Raw genomic sequence first — 19391 nt, 5'->3', positions numbered from 1 at the left:
GCCGCTGCTCGGGCGTCAACCCGGCCCGAGCGGTCAGCTCCTCCAGGTGCTTGGCCGTGAAGGCGCGGAACTTGCGACCGGTGGATCCCACCGCGGGAGCCGCGTCGTTCACCAGTGTCACGTGTTGGTACTCCTTGCTGTCAGCGGGGAAACGCACAGCCGGCGGGGAAGCACCCCCGGCACGTCGTCACGGACCGTGAACAGGTTCGCTCAGGACACCCCCATTCAACCGTTTGGGACGCGTTTATGCCGAATTCATACCCTCCCCGACCCGGAGACAAAGGCAGGTCACGGACGATTCAGACGAATGCCCCGTCATCATCGTGGACGTCCCGCCGGTTGTACAACGACTACGGGACGTCAACTTCTCCCTCACCAGGCGGTAAGCCCCCGGCCAGCGCAGACGCGCCGAACCCCGGCCCCGGTCACGGGCAGTCGTGATCTTCGGAAATACTGGGCTGGGCGGGCATGACCGATCGGCGCACGGGAGTGCGGGCGTGAGGGGGCCGGGTGGACTCTGACGGACGGGACGGGCCGGGCGCCGTCCCCATGCGCGTGATCGCCCTCGCGGCGGTCGCGGCGGTCACCTACGCGACCTTCGTACTGGAGAACCTGCTCAGCCCCAAGCTGGACTTCTTCAACGGCTACGTGAGCGAGCTGTCGGCCGTCGACCAGCCGTTCCACCTCGTCTACAGCGCCGGCGACCTCGTCACCGGGGTGCTGTCGATCATGGTGGCCGTCGGGACGCTCCGCAGGCTCACCCGCCGGCCCCTGGCCACCGCCGGGTGGACGTTCCTCGGCCTCTTCGGCGTGTGCGCCATCGGCGACGCGTCCTTCCCGCTGGACTGCGCGCCGAGCCTGGAGACCTGGTGCGCGCTGCGGGAGCGGTCCGAGCACGTCTCGTTCTCCCACGAGTTCCACTCGGTGACCAGCAGCGGCGTGATCGTCTGCGGGGTGGCCGCGCTGCTGCTGCTGTCCCTGGCGGCCCGCCGGTACGGGTGGTGGCCGGCGCTCGCCCGCTGGGGCTGGATGCTCGCGCTCGCCGAGACCGTGCTCGCGCTCGGCACGCTGGTGGCGATGTACCTGGGACAGTGGCTCGGGGTGATCCAGCGGGCCCAGATCAGCGTGCTGTGCCTGGGGCTGCTGACGATCGCGTGGGCGCTGTACGCGGACCGGAGGGCCGCGCGGAGGGCATCGGCGCGCGAGGGGGCGTACCTGTGACGCGAGGGGGCGTACCGGTGAGCGGTGCGGGCGAGATCGTGAACGTGGGCCGGGAGCAGGTGCACCTGGTCGAGTCGGGGCCGGCGGACGGGCCGCCGCTGCTGCTCTCGTCCGGGCTGGGCGGCGCATGGTTCGACTGGACGCCGTCCGTCGCGCTCCTGCGGGACGGGTACCGGGTGACCGCCTTCGACCGTCCCGGCCTCGGGCTCAGCCCGGCGGCGGCCGCGCCGCCGTCGCTGCGCCGCGACACCGGTCTCCTGGCGGCGCTGGCGGAGCGGGCGGGGCGGCCGGTGGTCGTCCTCGCGCATTCGATGGCCGCCTTCCCCGCGGAGGCGCTGGCCCGGCTCCGTCCCGAGCTCGTCGGGGGCGTGGTGCTGGTCGATCCGAGCTACGAGCGGAACCCGCGGGTCGTGGTGCGGCTCGCCAGGGTGCTGACGCCCCTCGCCACGGCGACCGGGGCCGTCCTCGGCGCGACGCGGCTGGCGCGGATCGCCGGGCCGTTCGGGCGGCGGACGGTCCTCAAGCGCACCAGCCGCCGCGACGAGGCCGTCCCGGACGCGGTGGTGCGGTCGGTGTACGGGCGCGGCACGGTGATCGGCACGGTCATCGCGGAGGAGCTGGCGTACCGGGAGATGGCCGCCGACCTGGCGCGGCTGCGGAAGCGGCGGCCGTTCCCGCCCGTCCCGCTGGCCGTCGTGACCGCGCTCGGCGACGTGCGCGGTCCGGAGAGGCGGCGCGAGTGGGCCGAGGGGCACGCGCGGCTCGCGCGGATGAGCCCGCACGGCCGCCGGATCGAGCTGCCCGACGCCCTGCACATGGTCCCGCTCGACCGTCCCGACGTGGTGGCCGACGCGGTCGCGGGCCTCGACCACGCGGAGGAGCGGGCGTGAGGCGCGTCCCGGCCGTCCTGCTGGCCCTCCTGCTGGCCGTGTCCCTGTCCGGCTGCAAGGTCATGCAGAGGATCTCCGACGGCGCGTACCGCAACGCCGTCACCGACGGGGTCGTCGACGAGCTGGACGCCAAGGGGATCGAGCTGCGCGACCGCCCGGAGTGCGAGTCGCCCGGCCGCGAGACCGACGCGGTGGTGCGCGTGACCTGCACGGCCGAGACCACGACCGGCGAGCCGGTCGCCGTGGACGGGATCGCCCTGGACGCCGACACCGACCGTCCGCGCGAGTCGTACGTCATCACGGTCGACGGGCGCGAGGTCCTGCGCAAGGACTGCCTCGGCCTCGGCTGCGGCCGCCGGGACGCCTGACGCCGGCCGGCCCGGCGGGGCAAGGAATCCGCATACGGGACGGAAAAACCCACCACGTCACGCATACGATCACCTACTGTCGGTGACGTAGCCGATGTGAAGATTCCACGCGTGAAGATGCCTCCGTTGAAGCTGCCGGCCCGCCTGAAGGTCGGCCGCCGGACGGCACTGATCATCGGTTCCGCAGGTCTCCTGGTCCTCGTCGCAGTGGGGGCCGGCGCGTTCCTGCTGCTGTCGGGCCGCGAAGAGCTGACGTACAAGACGCAGGCCGCGCTGCGCAACGCGCTGCCCGTGACCGCCGCCGCCGAGCTGCACAAGCGCGGCGTGACGCTGGCGTCCCCGCTGAAATGCGAGGACCTGCCCGGCTGGACGAAGACGAAGATGCGCGTGTCCTGCCGCGGCACGACATCGGACAAGCGGCCGGTCGAGGTCATCGCCAGCGGCGAGGAGCGGACCAAGAAGAACTACTACACGATCCTGGTCGGCGGCCGTCCCGTGGTGGAGAACGCGACGTGCCTGGGCGCGGACTGCGCCAAGGAAGAGGGCTGACCGCGGCAAGGTGATCAGCGCCACTCCGGCAGGGTGCCGTCAAGGCGGGTGAAAGAACGCCATACGATGCGATGAGCTGCGTTCTTGCGGTGCACCGCATTTCCTTTCATCCTCCTGGAGCGGCCATGACCGGCACTGGCGAGCCGCCGCGCCCGGCGGCGCCTCGCCCCGCGGCGGCCCGCGTCCCGGGGGCACGCCGTCCCGCGACGGCGCGTCCGCTGCCGATCGCGGTCGACACCATGGGCGGCGACCACGCCCCGCGCGAGATCATCGCGGGCGCCGTCGAGGCCGCCACCGAGCACGGCGTCCGGCTGGTCCTGGTCGGGCAGGCGCCGCGGATCCGGCGGGAGCTGGACCGGTACGGCTTCCTCGGCAAGATCCCGATCGTGCACGCCGACGAGGCGCTCGACATGGGCGAGGGGGCGCTCGCGAGCTGGCGCAAGCCCCGCTCGTCCATCGCGATCGCCTGCCACCTGATCAAGCAGGGGCGGGCGTCGGCGCTGGTGTCGGCGGGCAGCACCGCCGGGGTGGTGGCGACGTCCCGGCTGCGGCTGAAGGGCCAGCAGGGCGTGATGCGGCCGGCGATCGCGGTGGCGCTGCCGACCCGCCCCCGCCCGACGATCCTGCTGGACGCGGGCGCCACCGCCGACGTCAAGCCGGAGGGCCTCGTCCAGTTCGCCGCCCTCGGCACCGCGTACGCGCAGATCCTGCTGGAGGTCGACCGCCCGACCGTGGGGCTGCTCAACATCGGCGCCGAGCCGGGCAAGGGCAACAAGCTCACCAGGCGGGCGCACGAGCTGCTTGCGGGCGGCAGCCACGGCCTGGAGTTCACGGGGAACGTGGAGGGCCACGACCTGCTGGCCGGCCGCGCGGACGTCGTCGTCGCGGACGGTTTCACGGGCAACGTCGCGCTCAAGACCATGGAGGGCACGATCGGCACCGCGTTCAGCGAGGTCCGCGACGCGATGACCGCCAGCCCCGCCGCGCGGATGGGGGCGCTGCTCCAGCGGCGCCGCCTCCAGGACCTGCGCGACCGCCTCGACCCCGACACCTACGGCGGCGGCGTGCTGCTCGGCCTGAACGGCACGGTCGTCATCGCGCACGGCGCGTCCCGGGCCCGCGCGATCACCTCGGCGTGCGAGCTCGCGCACCGGCTCGCCGAGGGGCGGATCGTGGAGCGGATCCGCGAGCAGGTCGCCGCCACCCGCACGTCCCGGTTCGGCCGGTGGACGCACGGCGAGCGCGACGGCGACCGGGCCGCGCGGAACGCCGACCGGCCCGCCGAGGCGGCGCCGGACCCGGAGCTCTCGCCCGCCGACACCGTCCCCGACCGCACCGAGCCGCCCGGCACGCCGTAGCCGGGCCGCCGCGGGTTGCCGCCGGGCCGCGAAAAACCGGGTCCGGGCCGGGGCGCGTCGCCGATAACCTTGGGACATGCCCGATCCGCAACTCGTACTCGCCGCCCGGGTCCAGGAGGCGCTGAGCGCCGCCTTCGGACCGTCGTACGCGGACGCCGACCCGGTCATCCGGCCGTCGCAGTTCGCCGACCTTCAGGCCAACGTGGCGCTGCCGCTGGCCAAGAAGCTGGGGCGCCGGCCGCGAGAGGTGGCCGAGGAGATCGTCAAGAACCTCGACACCGCCGGCATCGTGTCGGACGTGGAGGTCAGCGGGCCGGGCTTCATCAACCTGACGCTCAGCGACGCGTGGATCGCCGGGGCGGCGCAGCAGGCGCTGGAGGACGAGCGGCTCGCCGTCCCCGTCGTGGAGAAGCCGCAGAAGGTCGTCGTGGAGTACTCGTCGCCGAACGTGGCGAAGGAGATGCACGTCGGGCACCTGCGGACCACGATCGTCGGGGACGCGATCGCGCGGATCCTGGCGTTCCTCGGCCACGACGTCGTCCGGGACAACCACGTCGGCGACTGGGGCACCCCGTTCGGGATGCTGATCGAGCACCTGCTCGACCTCGGCGAGGACGCGGCGGAGCGGGGCGACTCGTCCGTCAGCGACCTGACCGCGTTCTACCAGGCCGCGCGGGAGAAGTTCGAGAGCGACGAGGCGTTCGCCGACCGGTCCCGCCGGCGGGTCGTGGCGCTCCAGGCGGGCGACCCGGAGACGCTGCGGCTGTGGAACGTCCTCGTGGACGTGTCCAAGCAGTACTTCAACGCCGTCTACGGGCGGCTCGGCGTCACCCTCACCGACGACGACATCCGGGGCGAGAGCTTCTACAACGACCTGCTCGCCCCGACCGTCCAGGAGCTGGAGGACAAGGGCATCGCGGTGGTCAGCGACGGGGCGCTGTGCGCGTTCCCGCCCGGGTTCACCGGCCGCGAGGGCGAGCCGCTCCCGGTGATCATCCGCAAGAGCGACGGCGGCTACAACTACTCCACCACCGACCTCGCGACGATCCGGTACCGGGTCGACACCGAGCACGTCGACCGGATGATCTACGTGGTCGGCGCGCCGCAGTCGCTGCACTTCGAGATGGTGTTCGCGGTCGCCCGGACGGCGGGCTGGCTGGGCGACGAGGTGAAGGCCGAGCACGCGAAGATCGGCAACGTCCTCGGCACCGACGGCAAGATCCTGCGGACCCGGGCCGGCGGCACCGTCAAGCTCTCCGAGCTGCTGGACGAGGCCGTCGAGCGGGCCGGCGCCGCGTTCGACGAGATCCAGCACGACGAGCCGTTCGACGACGCGACCCGCGCGCGGATCGTCCAGGCGGTCGGCATCGGCGCGGTGAAGTACGCCGACCTGTCGGTGGCGCTCGACAGCGAGTACGTCTTCGACTTCGACCGGATGATCTCGTTCCACGGCAAGACCGGCCCGTACCTGCAGTACGCGGCGGCGCGGATCCGGTCGATCTTCCGGAAGGGCGGCCTGTCCCCCGAGGACGCGACCGGCCCGATCACGCTCGGGCACCCGGCCGAGCGGGCGCTGGCGCTGGAGCTGCTCGGGTTCGGCGCCGTCCTGAAGCAGGCCGGCGACACCGCCGAGCCGCACCGGCTGGCGAACTACGTCTACGCGGTCGCGGACGCCTACACGACGTTCTACGAGAACTGCCCGGTGCTGAAGGCCCCGGACGAGGCGACGAAGGCGTCCCGCCTCGCGCTGTGCGCCGCCACGCTGCGCACGCTCATCACCGGCCTGGACCTCCTGGGCGTCCCCACCCCGGAACGCATGTAGGGACGCGCCCCGGAGTCAGGGCTGGAGGACGGCCCCGCGCTCGCGGGCGACCTGCTCGCGGACAGCGGGGACGACCTCCAAGGCGAAGATCGGCAGGTGCTCCGGGTCGCCCGCGAACAGGAACGAGTCGACGCCGTGGCCAACGGCCAGCTCGGTCAGCTCGTAGATCCACTGGCGGGGCGGGCCGTGCAGGAAGCCCCGCGACTCGCGGGCGTCGACCGCCCCTTCGAGGACGTAGACGCGGCGGAGGTCGGCGGGGTCGCGGCCCGCCCGCAGCGCCGCGTCGGCCAGCCGGCGCTGGCCGTCGGCGAGCCGCTTCGGCGGGACGTGGGACGACGGCGCGATCCAGCCGTCGGCGACGCGCCCGGCGAGGTCGAGGCCGCGCGGCCCGGTGACGCCGAGCCAGATGCCGATCTGGTGCGCGGGCGCCGGGCCGGCCTGGGCCGCCGCGAACCGGTAGTGCTCGCCCTGGAACCGCAGCCCGTTCTGGTCGCTCCAGTGCAGCCGGATGATCTGCACGGCCTCCTCGACGGCCCGGCGCGCGGCAGCGGGGCCGAGCCGCGGGCCGCCGTAGGTCTCGATGCCGGCCGGTGCCGCGCCGGCGCCGAGGCCGAGCTCGACCCGGCCGCCGCTCAGCCGGTCCATCGTCGCGAGCGCCTTCGCGAGCGCGGCCGGCGGGCGCAGCGGCAGGCACGCCACCGCGGGCAGCACCCGGATCCGGGAGGTGGAGGCGAGCACGGCGGCCATCAGCGTGAGCGCGTCGGCGGTGTCGCGCCGGTACGGCTCGTCGCGGACGCCCAGGAGGTCGAGCCCGTACCGGTCCGCGTCCTGCGCGATGCGGAGCAGCGGGACGGACGGGTCCGGGGCGAGCGACACGCCGAACCGCAGCGGTCCCCGCGCCGGTCGAGCCGGGGTCACTGCAGGTAGCCTTCGACCTCGTCCGGCGGCCGGACCTCGGTGCCGTCCGGGTCGGCGCCGGCCTCCAGCCGGGCCCTGCGGCGGCGCAGCAGGTCCCAGCACTGGTCGAGCGCGACCTCCAGGGACTCCAGCCGCCGGTGCTCCTCCTCGCGGCCGAGCTCGTCCCGCTGGTACCGCTCGCGGAGCCGCTGCTCCTCGCCGACGTACTCGCCGATGCGCTCCAGGATGTCCTTCTCGTCCATCGGCTCTCAGCGCTCGCGGTTCGCGTCGGTGAGCCCGCTGAGGAACCCGCCGTCGGTGCGCGTCGAGTGCTGCATCGACCCGGTCTTCGGCTCGACGACGGGCGACGCGGCCGGCGCGGTGGCGGTGCTCGTCCCCGCGGCGCGCCGGGCGGGCTCCTTGCCGGCCGCCGTGTTCGATCTGGCGCCCCCCTTGGCCGTGCCCGACCTCGTGCTCGCCGTCGTCCGCCCTGCCGACGCCGACTTGCGCGCGGCGGTGGTCTTGGACCTGGGCGCCGCCGCCTTCTTCGCCGTGCCGGACGCCGAGGTCTTGCGGGTCGTGGACGACTTGGACGCCGTCCGCGCGGACGTCGTCGACCGCGACCGGCCCGACGCCGCCGACGTGCGCGCCGTGCCCTTGCCCGCCGTGCTCCGGCTGCCGGTGCTCTTGCTCGCGGTGCTCTTGGTTCCGGTGCTCCTGGTTCCGGTGCTCCTGCCCGCGGTGCTCCGGCCGGACGAGGACGACGTCCGCGCCGCCGTGCTCCGCGTGCTCGCGGACTTGGCCGACGCGGTGATGACCTTCGCCGCCGCGTCCATCGCCTTCGCGGCGTCGGACATGGCCTTGGTCGCGCTGGTCATCGCCTTGGTCATCGCCGTCATGGCCTTGGCCGACGAGGACGCCTTGGTCGCCACCGACTTCATCTGCGTCGCGGCGGTCTTGGCCTGGCTCGCGGCCTTGGTGACCCGGGTCGCGGCGGCCGACGACGACGTCGTCCGGCTGGACGAGGCCGGCTTGCGCGCCGTGCTCTTCGTCCCGGTCGACCGGGACGCCGTGGACCTCGACGACGAGGTCGCCGCCGAGGTCCGCTTCGCCGCCGGCTTCTTCGCGGTGCCGGACTTGGTGGCTGATGTGCTCTTCGTACGAGCGGCCGTCCCTCGGCCCGTCGTCGTACGCGCTGCGGTCTTGGTAGGCACTGATCTCCCCCCAGTGATGATCAGTTACGGGGAGATCTATTCCACAGTTCGTGACCCTCTACACACGCAGCGTCATATCAACTCAGACGCCCACCGGATGCCAGACCGTCTTGGTCTCCAGGAACGCGGTGAGGCGCGCGGTCCCGGGCGGTGCGGTCCAGTCGGTCCCGGCGGGGTGGTGGACGCGCTTGAGGTTGCCGGCGGCCTTGTCCTCCAGGTCGGCGACCTGGTCCTCCGGGACGCCGGTGAGGTCGATGGCGTTGACGTCCATGTGGGAGGCCAGCCAGGGCGCGAGCTCCTTCCGGCGCCCGGTCAGGATGTTGACCACGCCGCCGGGCAGGTCGGAGGTGGCGAGCACCTCGGCCAGGGTGATCGCGGGCAGCGGCGCCGGCTCCGAGGCGACCGCGACGGCGGTGTTGCCGGACACGATCACCGGCGCGACGACCGAGACCAGGCCGAGCAGCGGCGAGTCGGGCGCGACGACGGCGACCACGCCGGTCGGCTCGGGGGTGGAGAAGTTGAAGAACGGCCCGGACACCGGGTTGGCGGCGCCGGCGACGGCGCTCAGCTTGTCGGCCCATCCGGCGTACCAGACCCACCGGTCGATCGCGGCGTCCACCTCGGCGGCGGCGCCGCTCTTGGACGCGCCGGTCCGGCGGAGCTCGTCGGTGAACTGGTCGCGGCGGCCTTCGAGCATCTCGGCGATGCGGTAGAGGATCTGGCCGCGGTTGTAGGCGGTGCGCCCCGACCAGCCGCCGAACGCCTTGCGGGCGGCGGCGACCGCGTCGCGGGCGTCCTTGCGGGACGCGTGGGAGGCGTTGGCCACGAACCGGCCCTTGGCATCGTTCACGGGGTAGGACCTGCCGGACTCCGAGCGCGGGAACGCCCCGCCGATGTACAGCTTGTAGGTCTTGCGGACGGCAAGGCGGGCGGGTGGGTTAGACATCGAGGTAGGCCTCCAGTCCGTGGCGTCCGCCCTCTCGGCCGAACCCCGATTCCTTGTAGCCGCCGAACGGGGAGGCGGGATCGAACTTGTTGAAGGTGTTGGCCCACACCACCCCGGCCCGGAGCCGCTGCGCCGTCCACAGGATCTGCGAGCCCTTCTCGGTCCAGATCCCGGCCGACAGCCCGTAGGGGGTGTTGTTGGCCTTGGCGACCGCCTCGTCGGGGGTGCGGAAGGTCAGGACCGACAGCACCGGCCCGAAGATCTCCTCCCGCGCGATCCGGTGCGACTGGGCCACACCGGTGAACAGGGTGGGCGCGAACCAGAATCCGCGGGCGGGCAGCTCGCACGGCGGCGACCAGGCGTCGGCGCCCTCGGCCTCGCCCGCGGCGGTGAGTTCGCGGATCTTGGCGAGCTGGTCGGCGGAGTTGATCGCGCCGATGTCGGTGTTCTTGTCCAGCGGGTCGCCGACCCGCAGCGTCGCCATCCGGGCCTTGAGCCGGTCCAGGACCTCTCCGGCGACCGACTCCTGCACCAGCAGCCGGGACCCGGCGCAGCACACGTGCCCCTGGTTGAAGAAGATCCCGTTGACGATGCCCTCGACGGCCTGGTCCAGCGCCGCGTCCTCGTACACGATGTTGGCGGCCTTGCCGCCGAGTTCGAGGGTGAGCCTCTTGCGGGTGCCGGCCAGGGTGCGGGCGATCTGCCGGCCGACCTCGGTGGAGCCGGTGAAGGCGACCTTGTCGACGCCCTCGTGGGCGACCAGGGCGCGGCCGGTGTCGCCGGCGCCGGTGACGATGTTGACCACCCCGGGCGGCAGCTCGGCCTGGCGGCAGATGTCGGCGAACAGCAGCGCCGTGAGCGGCGTCGTCTCGGCCGGTTTCAGCACCACCGTGTTGCCGCAGGCGAGTGCGGGGGCGATCTTCCACGCCAGCATCAGCAGCGGGAAGTTCCACGGGATCACCTGCCCCGCCACGCCCACCGGCCGCGGGTCCGGCCCGAATCCGGCGTGGGGCAGCTTGTCGGCCCACCCGGCGTAGTAGAAGAACCATGCCGCCACCAGCGGGACGTCGACGTCCCGCGACTCGCGGATCGGCTTGCCGTTGTCGATCGACTCCAGCACGGCCAGCTCGCGGGACCGCTCCTGGATGATCCGCGCGATCCGGTACAGGTACTTGGCCCGCTCGGCGCCCGGCATCGGGCCCCACACCCGCTCGTAGGCGGTGCGGGCGGCCCGCACGGCGCGGTCGATGTCGGACTCGTCGGCGCAGGCGATGTCGGCCAGGACGCTCTCGTCGGCCGGGTTGACGGACTTGAACGGCTCCCCGTGCCCGTCGGTGAACTCGCCGTCGACGAACAGGCCGTAGGACGCCCGGATGTCGACGACCGCGCGGGATTCGGGTGCGGGCGCGTACTCGAAAACCATGATCAGTCCACCGTGAAGTAGTCGGGACCCGAATAGACGCCCGTGGCCAGCTTGCGGCGCTGCATCAGCAGGTCGTTCAGGACGCTGGACGCCCCGAGGCGGAACCAGCCGGGGGTCAGCCAGTCCGGGCCGGCGGTCTCGTTCACCAGCACCAGGTACCGGACCGCGTCCTTGGTGGTGCGGATGCCGCCCGCCGGTTTCACCCCGACCTGCCGGCCGGTGACGGCGCGGTAGTCGCGGACCGCCTCCAGCATCACCAGCGTCACCGGCAGCGTCGCCGCCGGGGAGACCTTGCCCGTGGAGGTCTTGATGAAGTCGGCGCCGGCCCGCATCGCCAGCCAGCTCGCCCGCCGCACGTTGTCGTAGGTGGCCAGCTCGCCGGTCTCCAGGATCACCTTCAGGTGCGCGTCCCCGCAGGCGTCCTTGACCGCGACGATCTGGTCGTGCACCGTGCCGTAGTCGCCCGCCAGGAACGCGCCGCGGTCGATCACCATGTCGATCTCCGCCGCCCCCGCCCGGACGGCCGCGCGGGTGTCGGCGAGCTTGGCCTCCAGCGGCGCCCGCCCCGACGGGAACGCCGTCGCCACGCTGGCGACGCCGATGCCCGTCCCGGCGAGGGCCTCGACGGCCACCTCCACCATGTCGGGGTAGACGCACACCGCCGCGACCGTCGGGACGGACGGGTCCGCCGGATCGGGGTGGGCGGCCTTGGCGCACAGCGCCCGCACCTTGCCCGGGGTGTCCGCGCCTTCCAGCGTGGTCAGGTCCACCATCGAGATCGCCAGATCGATCGCCTCGGCCTTGGCCGACGTCTTGATCGACCGGGTCGCCAGCCGCGCCGCCCGCTCCTCGGCCCCCACCTGGTCCACACCCGGCAGGCCGTGCAGGAACGCGCGCAGGTCGGCCGCGCCGTTCAGAGTCTCCGTTGACACGCCCCCCAGCATCGCCGAACTACGCCCCAGGCACAAAACAGACACCTCACGAATCAGACCGTCTTCAGCGTGCACGGCGTCGTCCCGATCGCGTACGCCGCCTTCGCCTTCGCGCTCGGCGTGACGGCCGGCGTCCTCACCCGCCGGACCCTGCCGGCCATGGCGATCACGCTCGCCGTCTTCGCCGGCGTCCAGGTCGCGATGCCGCTGTGGATCCGCCCCCACCTCATCCCGCCCGAGACCGCGACCGTGGCGATCAGCGCGAAGAACATGTCGCAGATGACGCTGGACCAGGGCGCCAAGGAGATGACGCTCCGGGCCGGGTGGGGCCGGGGACGTGGACGCTGTCGAACCACACGGTCGACGCGTCCGGGCGCCCCGCCGACCCGCCGGGCTCCCTGCTCGCGAGCGCGTGCGCTCCGGACATCCCGCCCGCGCCGGCACCGGAAGCGGAACCCCCGGTCCCGGACGGGCCGCCCGAGCAGTGCTTCGCCGAGATCGCCCGGCTCGGCTACAAGCAGGAGGTCGTCTACCACTCCGCCGGACGCTTCTGGCCGCTGCAGTGGGCCGAGACCGGCCTGTTCGCCGTCCTCACCGCGGGCCTGACGGGCGTCTGCTTCTCCTGGACGCGCCGCCGGCTCTTCTAGGGGGTCAGGGTCAGGGAGCGCTGGATGCGGTCGGCGGTCGCGCGCAGCAGGTCCGCCGACCGCTCGATCCTCGGCAGCCGCCCGGGACGGCACGAGATGGCGAGCGCGCCGCGGACGGTACCGGTCGCGTCCGTCACCGGGACCGCGGCGCAGCCCGTGCCGAGCGCGTACTCCTCGCGGTCGAAGAGCAGGCCGTCCTCCGGCTCCAGGGAGCGCAGCAGCCGGGCGGGCTCGGTGATGGTGTGCGGGGTCAGGTCGTGGAGCGGGTGCCGGGACAGGTAGTCGCGGCGCCGGTCCTCGTCGAGCTGGCTGAGCACGCACTTGCCCATTGCGGTGGCGTGCGCGGCGTCCTCGAAGCCGATCCACAGGTCGACGCGGGGGGCGCGCGGGCCGTCGGCGATGTCGATGAGGCGGATCTCGTCGTCGACCTGCATGCCGAAGTAGGCCGCGACGTTCAGCTCGTCCCGCAGCGCGACGAGGGTCGGGCGGATGCGGGCGAGGAGCTGCTGCGTGCGGCTCTGCCCGTGCAGCGTCTCGACCCGCTCGCCGAGCACCCACACGCCGTCCGGCAGGCGGGTCGCGTACCCCTCGTGGGCGAGGGTGCGCAGCAGGTGGTAGGTGGTCGCGAGGGGGAGCTTCGCCTCGCGGGCGAGCTGCTTGGCGGGGGCGCCGTTCGGATGCGACGCCACCGTCTCCATCAGGCGCAGGGCGCGCTGCACCGAGGCGATGAGAGTGGGTTTGCGTACCTCACCCATCACGCTCGGCGACCCCCTCTGGCCCGGTCCTGTCAAGGCCGTCGGCGACGGTTCCCTCCATTGCAGCATCTCCGCCGCGCCGCCGGAGGAGGTTTCCCGATCCGGCCACGGGAATGTCCGGTCCATGAGCCAGCGGACGCATGACCACGTGGATGAACGTACAGCTCGGAAGGTCGCCGAGGAGGCCCGGGAGACCGAATGGCGGCTGCCGAGCTTCGGCAGGCGGCTGTTCCTCGGCGATCTGCGCCTCGACCTGATCCATCCGCATCCCCGCCCGGACGGGGAGGCGCGGCGCAGAGGCGAGGAGTTCCTCGCGAAGCTCACCGACTTCTGCGCCGGCCAGATCGACCCGGCCGTGATCGAGCGGGAGTCGCGCATCCCCGACGACGTCGTCCGGGGGCTGCGCGACCTCGGCGCGCTCGGCATGAAGATCCCGGAGAAGTACGGCGGGCTCGGGCTGAGCCAGCTCTACTACGGCCGTGCGCTGATGGTCGTCGGCTCGGTCAGCCCGGCGCTCGCCGCGCTGCTGTCGGCGCACCAGTCGATCGGCGTCCCGCAGCCGGTCAAGCTGTTCGGGACGCGGGAGCAGCAGGACGCCTGGCTGCCGCGCTGCGCCCGGGAGATCAGCGCGTTCCTGCTGACCGAGCCGGACGTCGGCTCCGACCCGGCCCGGCTGCGCGCCACCGCCGTCCCGGACGGCGACGACTACGTCCTGAACGGCGTCAAGCTGTGGACGACCAACGGCGTCATCGCCGGCCTCGTCGTCGTGATGGCGCGCGTCCCGAAGTCGGACGGCCACCGCGGCGGCATCTCCGCGTTCGTCGTGGACATGGCCACGCCCGGCATCACTGTCGAGAACCGCAACGCCTTCATGGGGCTGCGCGGCATCGAGAACGGCGTGACGCGGTTCCACGACGTCCGCGTCCCGAAGGCCGGCCTGATCGGCGCGGAGGGCGCCGGGCTGAAGATCGCGCTCACCACGCTGAACACCGGGCGGCTGTCGCTGCCCGCGGGCTGCGCGGCGAGCGGCAAGTGGGCCGCCCGGATCGCGCGGGAGTGGTCGCGGGAGCGGGTGCAGTGGGGCCGGCCGGTCGGCGAGCACGAGGCGGTGGCCCGCAAGGTCGCGTTCATCACGGCGACCGCGTACGCGATGGAGGCGATGGTCGACCTGTCCGGGCAGCTCGCGGACGACGAGCGCAACGACATCCGGATCGAGGCGGCGCTCGCGAAGCTGTGGTCCTCGGAGATGGCGTACCGGGTCGCGGACGAGCTGGTCCAGCTGCGCGGCGGGCGCGGCTACGAGACGGCCGAGTCGCTCGCGGCCCGCGGCGAGCGCGGCGTCCCGGCCGAGCAGATGCTGCGCGACCTGCGCATCAACCGGATCTTCGAGGGCTCCACCGAGATCATGCACCTGCTGATCGCCCGCGAGGCGGTCGACGCGCACCTGTCGGTGGCCGGGGACATCATCGACCCGGACGCCTCCCCCGGCCAGAAGGCGCGGGCGGCGGCGAAGGCCGGCGGCTTCTACGCGCGCTGGCTCCCGACGCTCGTCACCGGCGCCGGGCAGCGCCCGGACTCCTACGCCGAGTTCGGGCCGCTCGCCAAGCACCTGCGGTACGTCGAGCGGGCGTCCCGCAAGCTGGCCCGGTCGATCTTCTACGCGGCCGGGCGCTGGCAGGGCGGCCTGGAGCACCGGCAGGGGTTCCTCGGCCGGATGGTCGACATCGGCGCCGAGCTGTTCGCGATGAGCGCGGTGTGCGTGCGCGCCCACGCCGACGCGTCCGCCGGCGGGCCGCTCGGCGCCTCGGGCCCGGACGGGCGCGGCCCGGCCACCGCGCCCGGCGCCTCGGCGCTGCTGCTCGCCGACGCGTTCTGCCGGCAGGCGCGGGTCCGCGCCGAGGAGCTGTTCGACGGGCTGTGGCGCAACACCGACGCGATGGACGTGAAGCTGGCGCGGGCCGTCCTCGCCGGCGACTTCGCCTGGGTGGAGGAGGGCGTCCTCGACCCGTCGATCCCGGGGCCGTGGATCGCGCCGTCCGACCCCGGACCGAGCGGGAGGGACGACGTCCACCGGACCATCGGCTGAGCCGCGCCGCAGCGGCGGCGGGGCGGGGGCGACACGCCCGGCGGATCCCCGCCGCCCGTCACCGCGGGACCTCCGGCGCGTACGCATTGGTAGAGTGACCCGACCTTCGCGCCAGAGATCGAACCGTCCCGCCGAGGACGGTGCTTCCGGTCCGGCGAACGAGAACTCCAGCCGAACGCCAACGCACCCAGCGAGCGGGATGTAATGCAGTCACCTGGTCAGAAGAAGTCCATCGCAGGCTCCCTCCTCAACCTCATCGGCAGCGGGCCGAAGAAGGCCGGCCCGGCCGCCACCGGGCCCGCCGCGGACGGGGACCTCGTCCAGCCCGCCGCCGGGGAGGGTGCGCTGGAGAACCATCTGGGCGGGGACGAGGCCCGCAACTACCGCAAGTACGAGTACGACACGGTCGCGCCGCACGTCGGCCGGTCCATGCTGGAGGTGGGCTCGGGTCTCGGGCACTTCTCCGAGCAGTTCGCCGGCCGGCTCGACTACCTCGTCGTCAGCGACAACGACCCGTACTGCGTCGGTGAGCTGCGCGGCCGCTACGACGGCAACGACGACGTCGAGGTCATCGACCTGGCGCTGCCGGCCGACATCACGATCCGGCAGAAGGTCGACACCGTCGTGATGATGAACGTCCTGGAGCACATCAAGGACGACGTCCAGGCGCTGCGCGACCTCGCCGCCGTCACCGAGCCCGGCGGCCGCATCGTCATCTGGGTGCCCGGCTACATGCAGCTCTACGGCGACTTCGACCGCAAGGTCGGGCACGTCACCCGGTACACGCCGGCGACGCTGGAGAAGTCCGTCCGCGAGGCCGGGCTCGTGCCCGAGGTGCTCAAGCCGATCAACTTCCTGGGCGGGATCGCCTGGTGGTTCGCGGTCCGCCGCGGCGGCGCCGGCTACCCCGACCCCAAGCTCGTCAAGATCTACGACCGGACGGTCGTGCCGCTCACCCGCACCATCGAGCGGTTCGTGAAGCCGCCGTTCGGGCAGACGGTCTTCTGCGTGGCGCGCGTCCCCCGCTGACGCCGCGCGAATCCGAGCACGACTCACGATGGGGACGGGTCACGAAAGGCGGCCCGTCCCCGTCGCTTTTTTCTGTCGCCCCGAACGGTATGTCTCGTGCGGCGTCCGGGCCCTGCGACCGGGAGACTGGGAGGTGGCCGGACGGGTCCCGGGCCGCCTCTCCGGGCGGGGAAGCACCGCCTGCTTCCGCGGGCCGTGGCCGTGAAGGCCAGCCACGAAGTTCCCGTGTGGTCCGACGATCCGCGTGGCGGGGGTCCGGGAGGGGAGATCCCCGCCGCGCGGTCAGGCGCGCACCTTCGCGGCGGCGAACAGGCCGAGCCGGTGGGCGGTGGCGGCGGCCTCGCCGCGGCTCGTCACCTCCAGCTTGCCGAGGATGTTCGAGACGTGGACGCTGGCCGTCTTCACCGAGATGAACAGCTCCTCGGCGATGTCGCGGTTGCTGCGGCCCTCGGCGACGAGCCGCAGCACCTCGAACTCGCGGGGCGTCAGCCCGAGCGGCGCGGACCCGGTGCGCGAGGCCCGGGTGCGGCGCAGCAGGCCGGCGGCCTGCTCGCCGAGCGGCGCGGCGCCCAGCCGGTCGGTGATCTCCACGGCGGTGCGCAGCATCTCCACCGCGCCGTCGTGGTCGCCGGCCGCGAGCGCCGACTCCGCGGCGCGGCACAGCGCCCGCGCGTGGTAGTACGGGTTGCCGAGGTCCTGCCATGCGGCGGCGGCCCTCTCCCACGCCGCGCGGTCGGGGAGGCCGTGCGCCTTGGCCAGCTTGGCGTCGTAGGTGAGCCGGTACGCCCGCTGCAGCGGGCCGCTGATCTCCAGCCCGGCCGCGCGCTCCTCGACGCGCCGCAGGTCGCCGGCGGCCTCCTCGCCCAGCTGGTCGCAGGCCGTCACGGCCGTGACGAGGACGGGCCAGGCGTACCGGGCGTCGTCCGGCAGGCCGCCGTGGTCGAGGACGGGCCGTGCCGCCTCCAGCGCGGCGGCGGGGTCGCCCTCTTCGAGCGCGAGGCTCGCCTCCAGCCACAGCGTGCTGAAGTAGTCCTGCGTCTTCAGCCACTTCAGCTTGAGCTTCATGATCTCGCGGGCGCGCTCCACCCGCGCCCGGGCCGTCGGGAGGTCGCCGCGCGACAGCGCCACCCAGCCGGACAGGACGAGCAGCGAGGTCCGGGTCGTGATCGCCGGGTCCTGTTCCAGGGCGTGGCTCATCACGGCCACGGCCTGGTCCCACCGGCCGAGCGAGACCAGCGGCTCGGCCTGGTTGATGGACAGGAACGTGCCCTGGGTGCGGACCACCCCGTACTCGCGCGCCAGCTCCTTGCCGCGCTCGGCGACGGCTGCGGCCTCCTCGTGGCGTCCGGCGCCCTCCAGGAAGTGCGACCTGATCACGTGGTAGCGCAGCAGCACCCGGTGGTCGCCGCAGCGGTCCGCGGCCTGCTCGACCTCGGTCAGCGGGTCCTCGTTCTCGTAGTCGGTGCGGGCGCAGAACAGCGTGATCAGCGCCTCGGCCTCCGCGACGGGGTCGCCGAGCGCCCGCGCGATGGACAGCGACTCCAGCGCCGCCTCGCGGGCCGCGTCGATGGCGGTGGTGATCCGCACGTAATTGCCGAGCGTGGACAGGGCGCGGGCGCGCATGATGGTCGGCGGCTCGGCGGGCAGCGCGTCCACCGCGGCGCGCAGGTCCTCGACGAAGCCGGGGCGCGCGAGCTGGTAGAGCATGCGGCCGCGCAGCTCCAGCAGCATCGCCCAGCGCGCCGTGTCGCACTCGCCGTCGGCGGCCTCGACCTCCTTGATCGCGGCGGTGACGAGCCTGACGCCGCGGTCGTACTCGCCGGCCTCGTCGGCGGCGGTCGCGGCGTCCTCCAGGACCTTGACGTGGTCGGCGCCGATGCGCTCGGCCGCGTCGGGCACCTTGTCCCACAGCTGCAGGACGCGTTCGAGCATGGCGAGCCGCTCCGCGTACGCGAGCGCCTTGCGGGCCTCCCCGGCGGCGCGCCAGGACGCGACCAGCGCCCACGTGCTGTCGTGGGCCTGCGTCCAGTGGTAGCTCAGCTCGACCCAGAGGCGCCCGGCGGGGACGAGCCCGGGGTCCTTCTCCAGGGCCTCGGCATAGCGGGTGTGGAGCCGCGTGTACTCGCCGGGCAGCAGGTCGTCGTGGACGGCCTCGCGGATCAGGGCGTGCCGGAACGCGTAGCCGTCGCCGTCCACGACCAGGACGTTCGCCGCGACGGCGGGCCGCAGGACGCGGGTCAGCGCGGCGTCGTCGAGCCCGGACACGGCCGCCAGCAGGGCGTGCTCGATGCGGGTGCTGCCGCCGCTGGCGTCCCGCAGGACGTCCTGCGTCTCTTCGGGCAGCCGCTGGACGCCCGCGAGTAGCAGGTCGCGGAGCGACTCGGGCAGCTCGCACGCCAGCGTGCCGTCGTCGTCGAGCAGCGCCTCGATGAACAGGGGGTTGCCCTCGCTGCGGGCCTCGACCCGCTCGACGAGGCCGGGCGGCGGGGCGTGGCCGAGCAGCTCGGTGACGAGCGCCGCGACGTCGCCGCGGGGCAGCCGGCCGATCTCGATCCGGCGGACGCGGTCGAGCCGCTCCAGCCCGGCGAGCAGCGGGCGCAGCGGGTGGGTGCGGTGCAGCTCGTCCGACCGGTAGGTCATGACGATCAGCAGCGGCACGGTGCCGAGGTTGCGGATCAGGAAGGCGAGCAGGTCGCGGGTGGAGCGGTCGGCCCAGTGGGCGTCCTCGATGACCAGCACGACCGGGCCGCGCTCGGCGAGCCGCTCCAGCAGCGTCAGCACGACCTCGAACAGCCGGGCGCGCTCCTCGCCGGACGCGGCGTCGGTCTCCGGCTCCCCGAACTCGGGCAGCAGCCGGGCGAGGCCGCCGGTGTCGCCGCGCGGGACGAGCCCGGCGACGCCGTCGATGCCGATGTCGCGGACGAGCCCGCGCAGGACGGTGGTGAACGGGGCGAACGGCAGGCCGTCCGAGCCGAGCTCCAGGCAGCCGCCGACGAGCACCCTGGCCTCGGCGGCGCGGGCGAACTCCGTGAGGAGGCGGGTCTTGCCGAGCCCGGCCTCGCCGCCGACGAGCACGGCCCCGGGCGCGGCGGCGAGGGCGCCGCGCAGTTGCGCCAGCTCGGCCGACCTGCCGACCAGGACGGAACTCATCGCGTGGGCATTCACGTTATAAGCATGCCAAACAGATCGGACATTCCCACCCGGATATCACGTGCTGAGACGCCGCCAGGTCTGGCCACGATGCTCGTCCAGCT

Annotated in this window: 18 protein-coding genes; 9 read left to right on the top strand and 9 right to left on the bottom strand. The window is 73.4% G+C overall.

Annotated elements, in window-relative coordinates:
* The first annotated feature begins 510 nt into the window (after positions 1–510).
* The 6 genes from ABGB11_RS37520 to argS all read left to right on the top strand — a co-directional run bounded on the left by ABGB11_RS37520 (position 511) and on the right by argS (position 6208).
* The gene (locus ABGB11_RS37520) at positions 511–1221 is read left to right on the top strand and encodes a DUF998 domain-containing protein (RefSeq protein WP_347640253.1); all 711 of its coding nucleotides are present in this window, start codon (positions 511–513) and stop codon (positions 1219–1221) included.
* A 17-nt stretch (positions 1222–1238) separates the two neighbouring features.
* Positions 1239–2111, top strand: a complete 873-nt coding sequence (locus ABGB11_RS37515; RefSeq protein ID WP_347640252.1) for an alpha/beta hydrolase — start codon at positions 1239–1241, stop codon at positions 2109–2111.
* Complete coding sequence (locus tag ABGB11_RS37510) at positions 2108–2479, top strand: hypothetical protein (protein WP_347640251.1); 372 nt, start codon at positions 2108–2110, stop codon at positions 2477–2479. Before ABGB11_RS37515 ends, ABGB11_RS37510 begins: the two co-directional genes overlap by 4 nt.
* Before the next feature lie 117 nt (positions 2480–2596).
* On the top strand, positions 2597–3028 hold the full coding sequence (locus tag ABGB11_RS37505; protein ID WP_347640255.1) for a hypothetical protein: 432 nt from the start codon (positions 2597–2599) through the stop codon (positions 3026–3028).
* A 125-nt stretch (positions 3029–3153) separates the two neighbouring features.
* Positions 3154–4386 (top strand): phosphate acyltransferase PlsX, encoded by a 1233-nt coding sequence (plsX, locus tag ABGB11_RS37500; protein ID WP_347640250.1) that lies wholly within the window; start codon positions 3154–3156, stop codon positions 4384–4386.
* Positions 4387–4462: 76 nt separating this feature from the next.
* On the top strand, positions 4463–6208 hold the full coding sequence (gene argS, locus ABGB11_RS37495; protein WP_347640249.1) for an arginine--tRNA ligase: 1746 nt from the start codon (positions 4463–4465) through the stop codon (positions 6206–6208).
* A 15-nt stretch (positions 6209–6223) separates the two neighbouring features.
* Here the strand turns inward: argS and ABGB11_RS37490 are convergent, their stop codons facing one another.
* From ABGB11_RS37490 to ABGB11_RS37460, 7 genes are all read right to left on the bottom strand, one after another.
* A complete protein-coding gene (locus tag ABGB11_RS37490; protein WP_347640248.1) occupies positions 6224–7126 on the bottom strand; it encodes an LLM class flavin-dependent oxidoreductase in 903 nt (300 codons plus the stop codon).
* On the bottom strand, positions 7123–7368 hold the full coding sequence (locus ABGB11_RS37485) for a DUF2630 family protein (RefSeq protein ID WP_347640247.1): 246 nt from the start codon (positions 7366–7368) through the stop codon (positions 7123–7125). Before ABGB11_RS37485 ends, ABGB11_RS37490 begins: the two co-directional genes overlap by 4 nt.
* 6 nt (positions 7369–7374) lie before the next feature.
* The gene (locus ABGB11_RS37480; protein WP_347640246.1) at positions 7375–8319 is read right to left on the bottom strand and encodes a hypothetical protein; all 945 of its coding nucleotides are present in this window, start codon (positions 8317–8319) and stop codon (positions 7375–7377) included.
* Between the two features lie 82 nt (positions 8320–8401).
* Positions 8402–9265 carry an aldehyde dehydrogenase family protein gene (locus tag ABGB11_RS37475; RefSeq protein ID WP_347640245.1) on the bottom strand — a complete coding sequence of 288 codons (864 nt, stop codon included), beginning with the start codon at positions 9263–9265 and terminating at the stop codon, positions 8402–8404.
* A complete protein-coding gene (locus ABGB11_RS37470; protein ID WP_347640244.1) occupies positions 9258–10688 on the bottom strand; it encodes an aldehyde dehydrogenase family protein in 1431 nt (476 codons plus the stop codon). Before ABGB11_RS37470 ends, ABGB11_RS37475 begins: the two co-directional genes overlap by 8 nt.
* A gap of 2 nt (positions 10689–10690) precedes the next feature.
* Positions 10691–11632: a deoxyribose-phosphate aldolase gene (gene deoC / locus ABGB11_RS37465; protein ID WP_347640243.1), complete on the bottom strand. Its 942-nt coding sequence runs from the start codon at positions 11630–11632 to the stop codon at positions 10691–10693.
* 41 nt (positions 11633–11673) lie between these two features.
* Positions 11674–11922 (bottom strand): hypothetical protein, encoded by a 249-nt coding sequence (locus tag ABGB11_RS37460; RefSeq protein WP_347640242.1) that lies wholly within the window; start codon positions 11920–11922, stop codon positions 11674–11676.
* 21 nt (positions 11923–11943) lie between these two features.
* On the opposite strand from ABGB11_RS37460, the gene ABGB11_RS37455 reads away from it, so the two are divergent.
* Positions 11944–12267, top strand: coding sequence for a hypothetical protein (locus tag ABGB11_RS37455; protein WP_347640241.1), 324 nt, complete (start codon positions 11944–11946; stop codon positions 12265–12267).
* On the opposite strand, the gene ABGB11_RS37450 is transcribed toward ABGB11_RS37455, so the two are convergent.
* Entirely contained in the window at positions 12264–13022 is a 759-nt protein-coding gene (locus ABGB11_RS37450) for an IclR family transcriptional regulator (RefSeq protein WP_347640240.1), read from the bottom strand. The genes ABGB11_RS37455 and ABGB11_RS37450 overlap by 4 nt on opposite strands.
* A 148-nt stretch (positions 13023–13170) precedes the next feature.
* Here ABGB11_RS37450 and ABGB11_RS37445 point away from each other — a divergent pair, with 148 nt between their 5' ends.
* Positions 13171–15108, top strand: a complete 1938-nt coding sequence (locus ABGB11_RS37445; protein ID WP_347640239.1) for an acyl-CoA dehydrogenase family protein — start codon at positions 13171–13173, stop codon at positions 15106–15108.
* A 204-nt stretch (positions 15109–15312) separates the two neighbouring features.
* Positions 15313–16137 (top strand): methyltransferase domain-containing protein, encoded by an 825-nt coding sequence (locus tag ABGB11_RS37440; RefSeq protein WP_347640238.1) that lies wholly within the window; start codon positions 15313–15315, stop codon positions 16135–16137.
* Between the two features lie 282 nt (positions 16138–16419).
* Here ABGB11_RS37440 and ABGB11_RS37435 read toward each other — a convergent pair whose 3' ends face one another.
* Positions 16420–19287 carry an AAA family ATPase gene (locus ABGB11_RS37435; protein ID WP_347640237.1) on the bottom strand — a complete coding sequence of 956 codons (2868 nt, stop codon included), beginning with the start codon at positions 19285–19287 and terminating at the stop codon, positions 16420–16422.
* Positions 19288–19391: the final 104 nt, after the last annotated feature.

The sequence above is a fragment of the Actinomadura sp. B10D3 genome (assembly GCF_039871695.1).
GTDB classification, from domain to species: domain Bacteria; phylum Actinomycetota; class Actinomycetes; order Streptosporangiales; family Streptosporangiaceae; genus Spirillospora; species Spirillospora madurae.
Note: the sequence above shows the minus strand (reverse complement) of the source record. Positions and strands in the feature narration are given on the sequence as shown.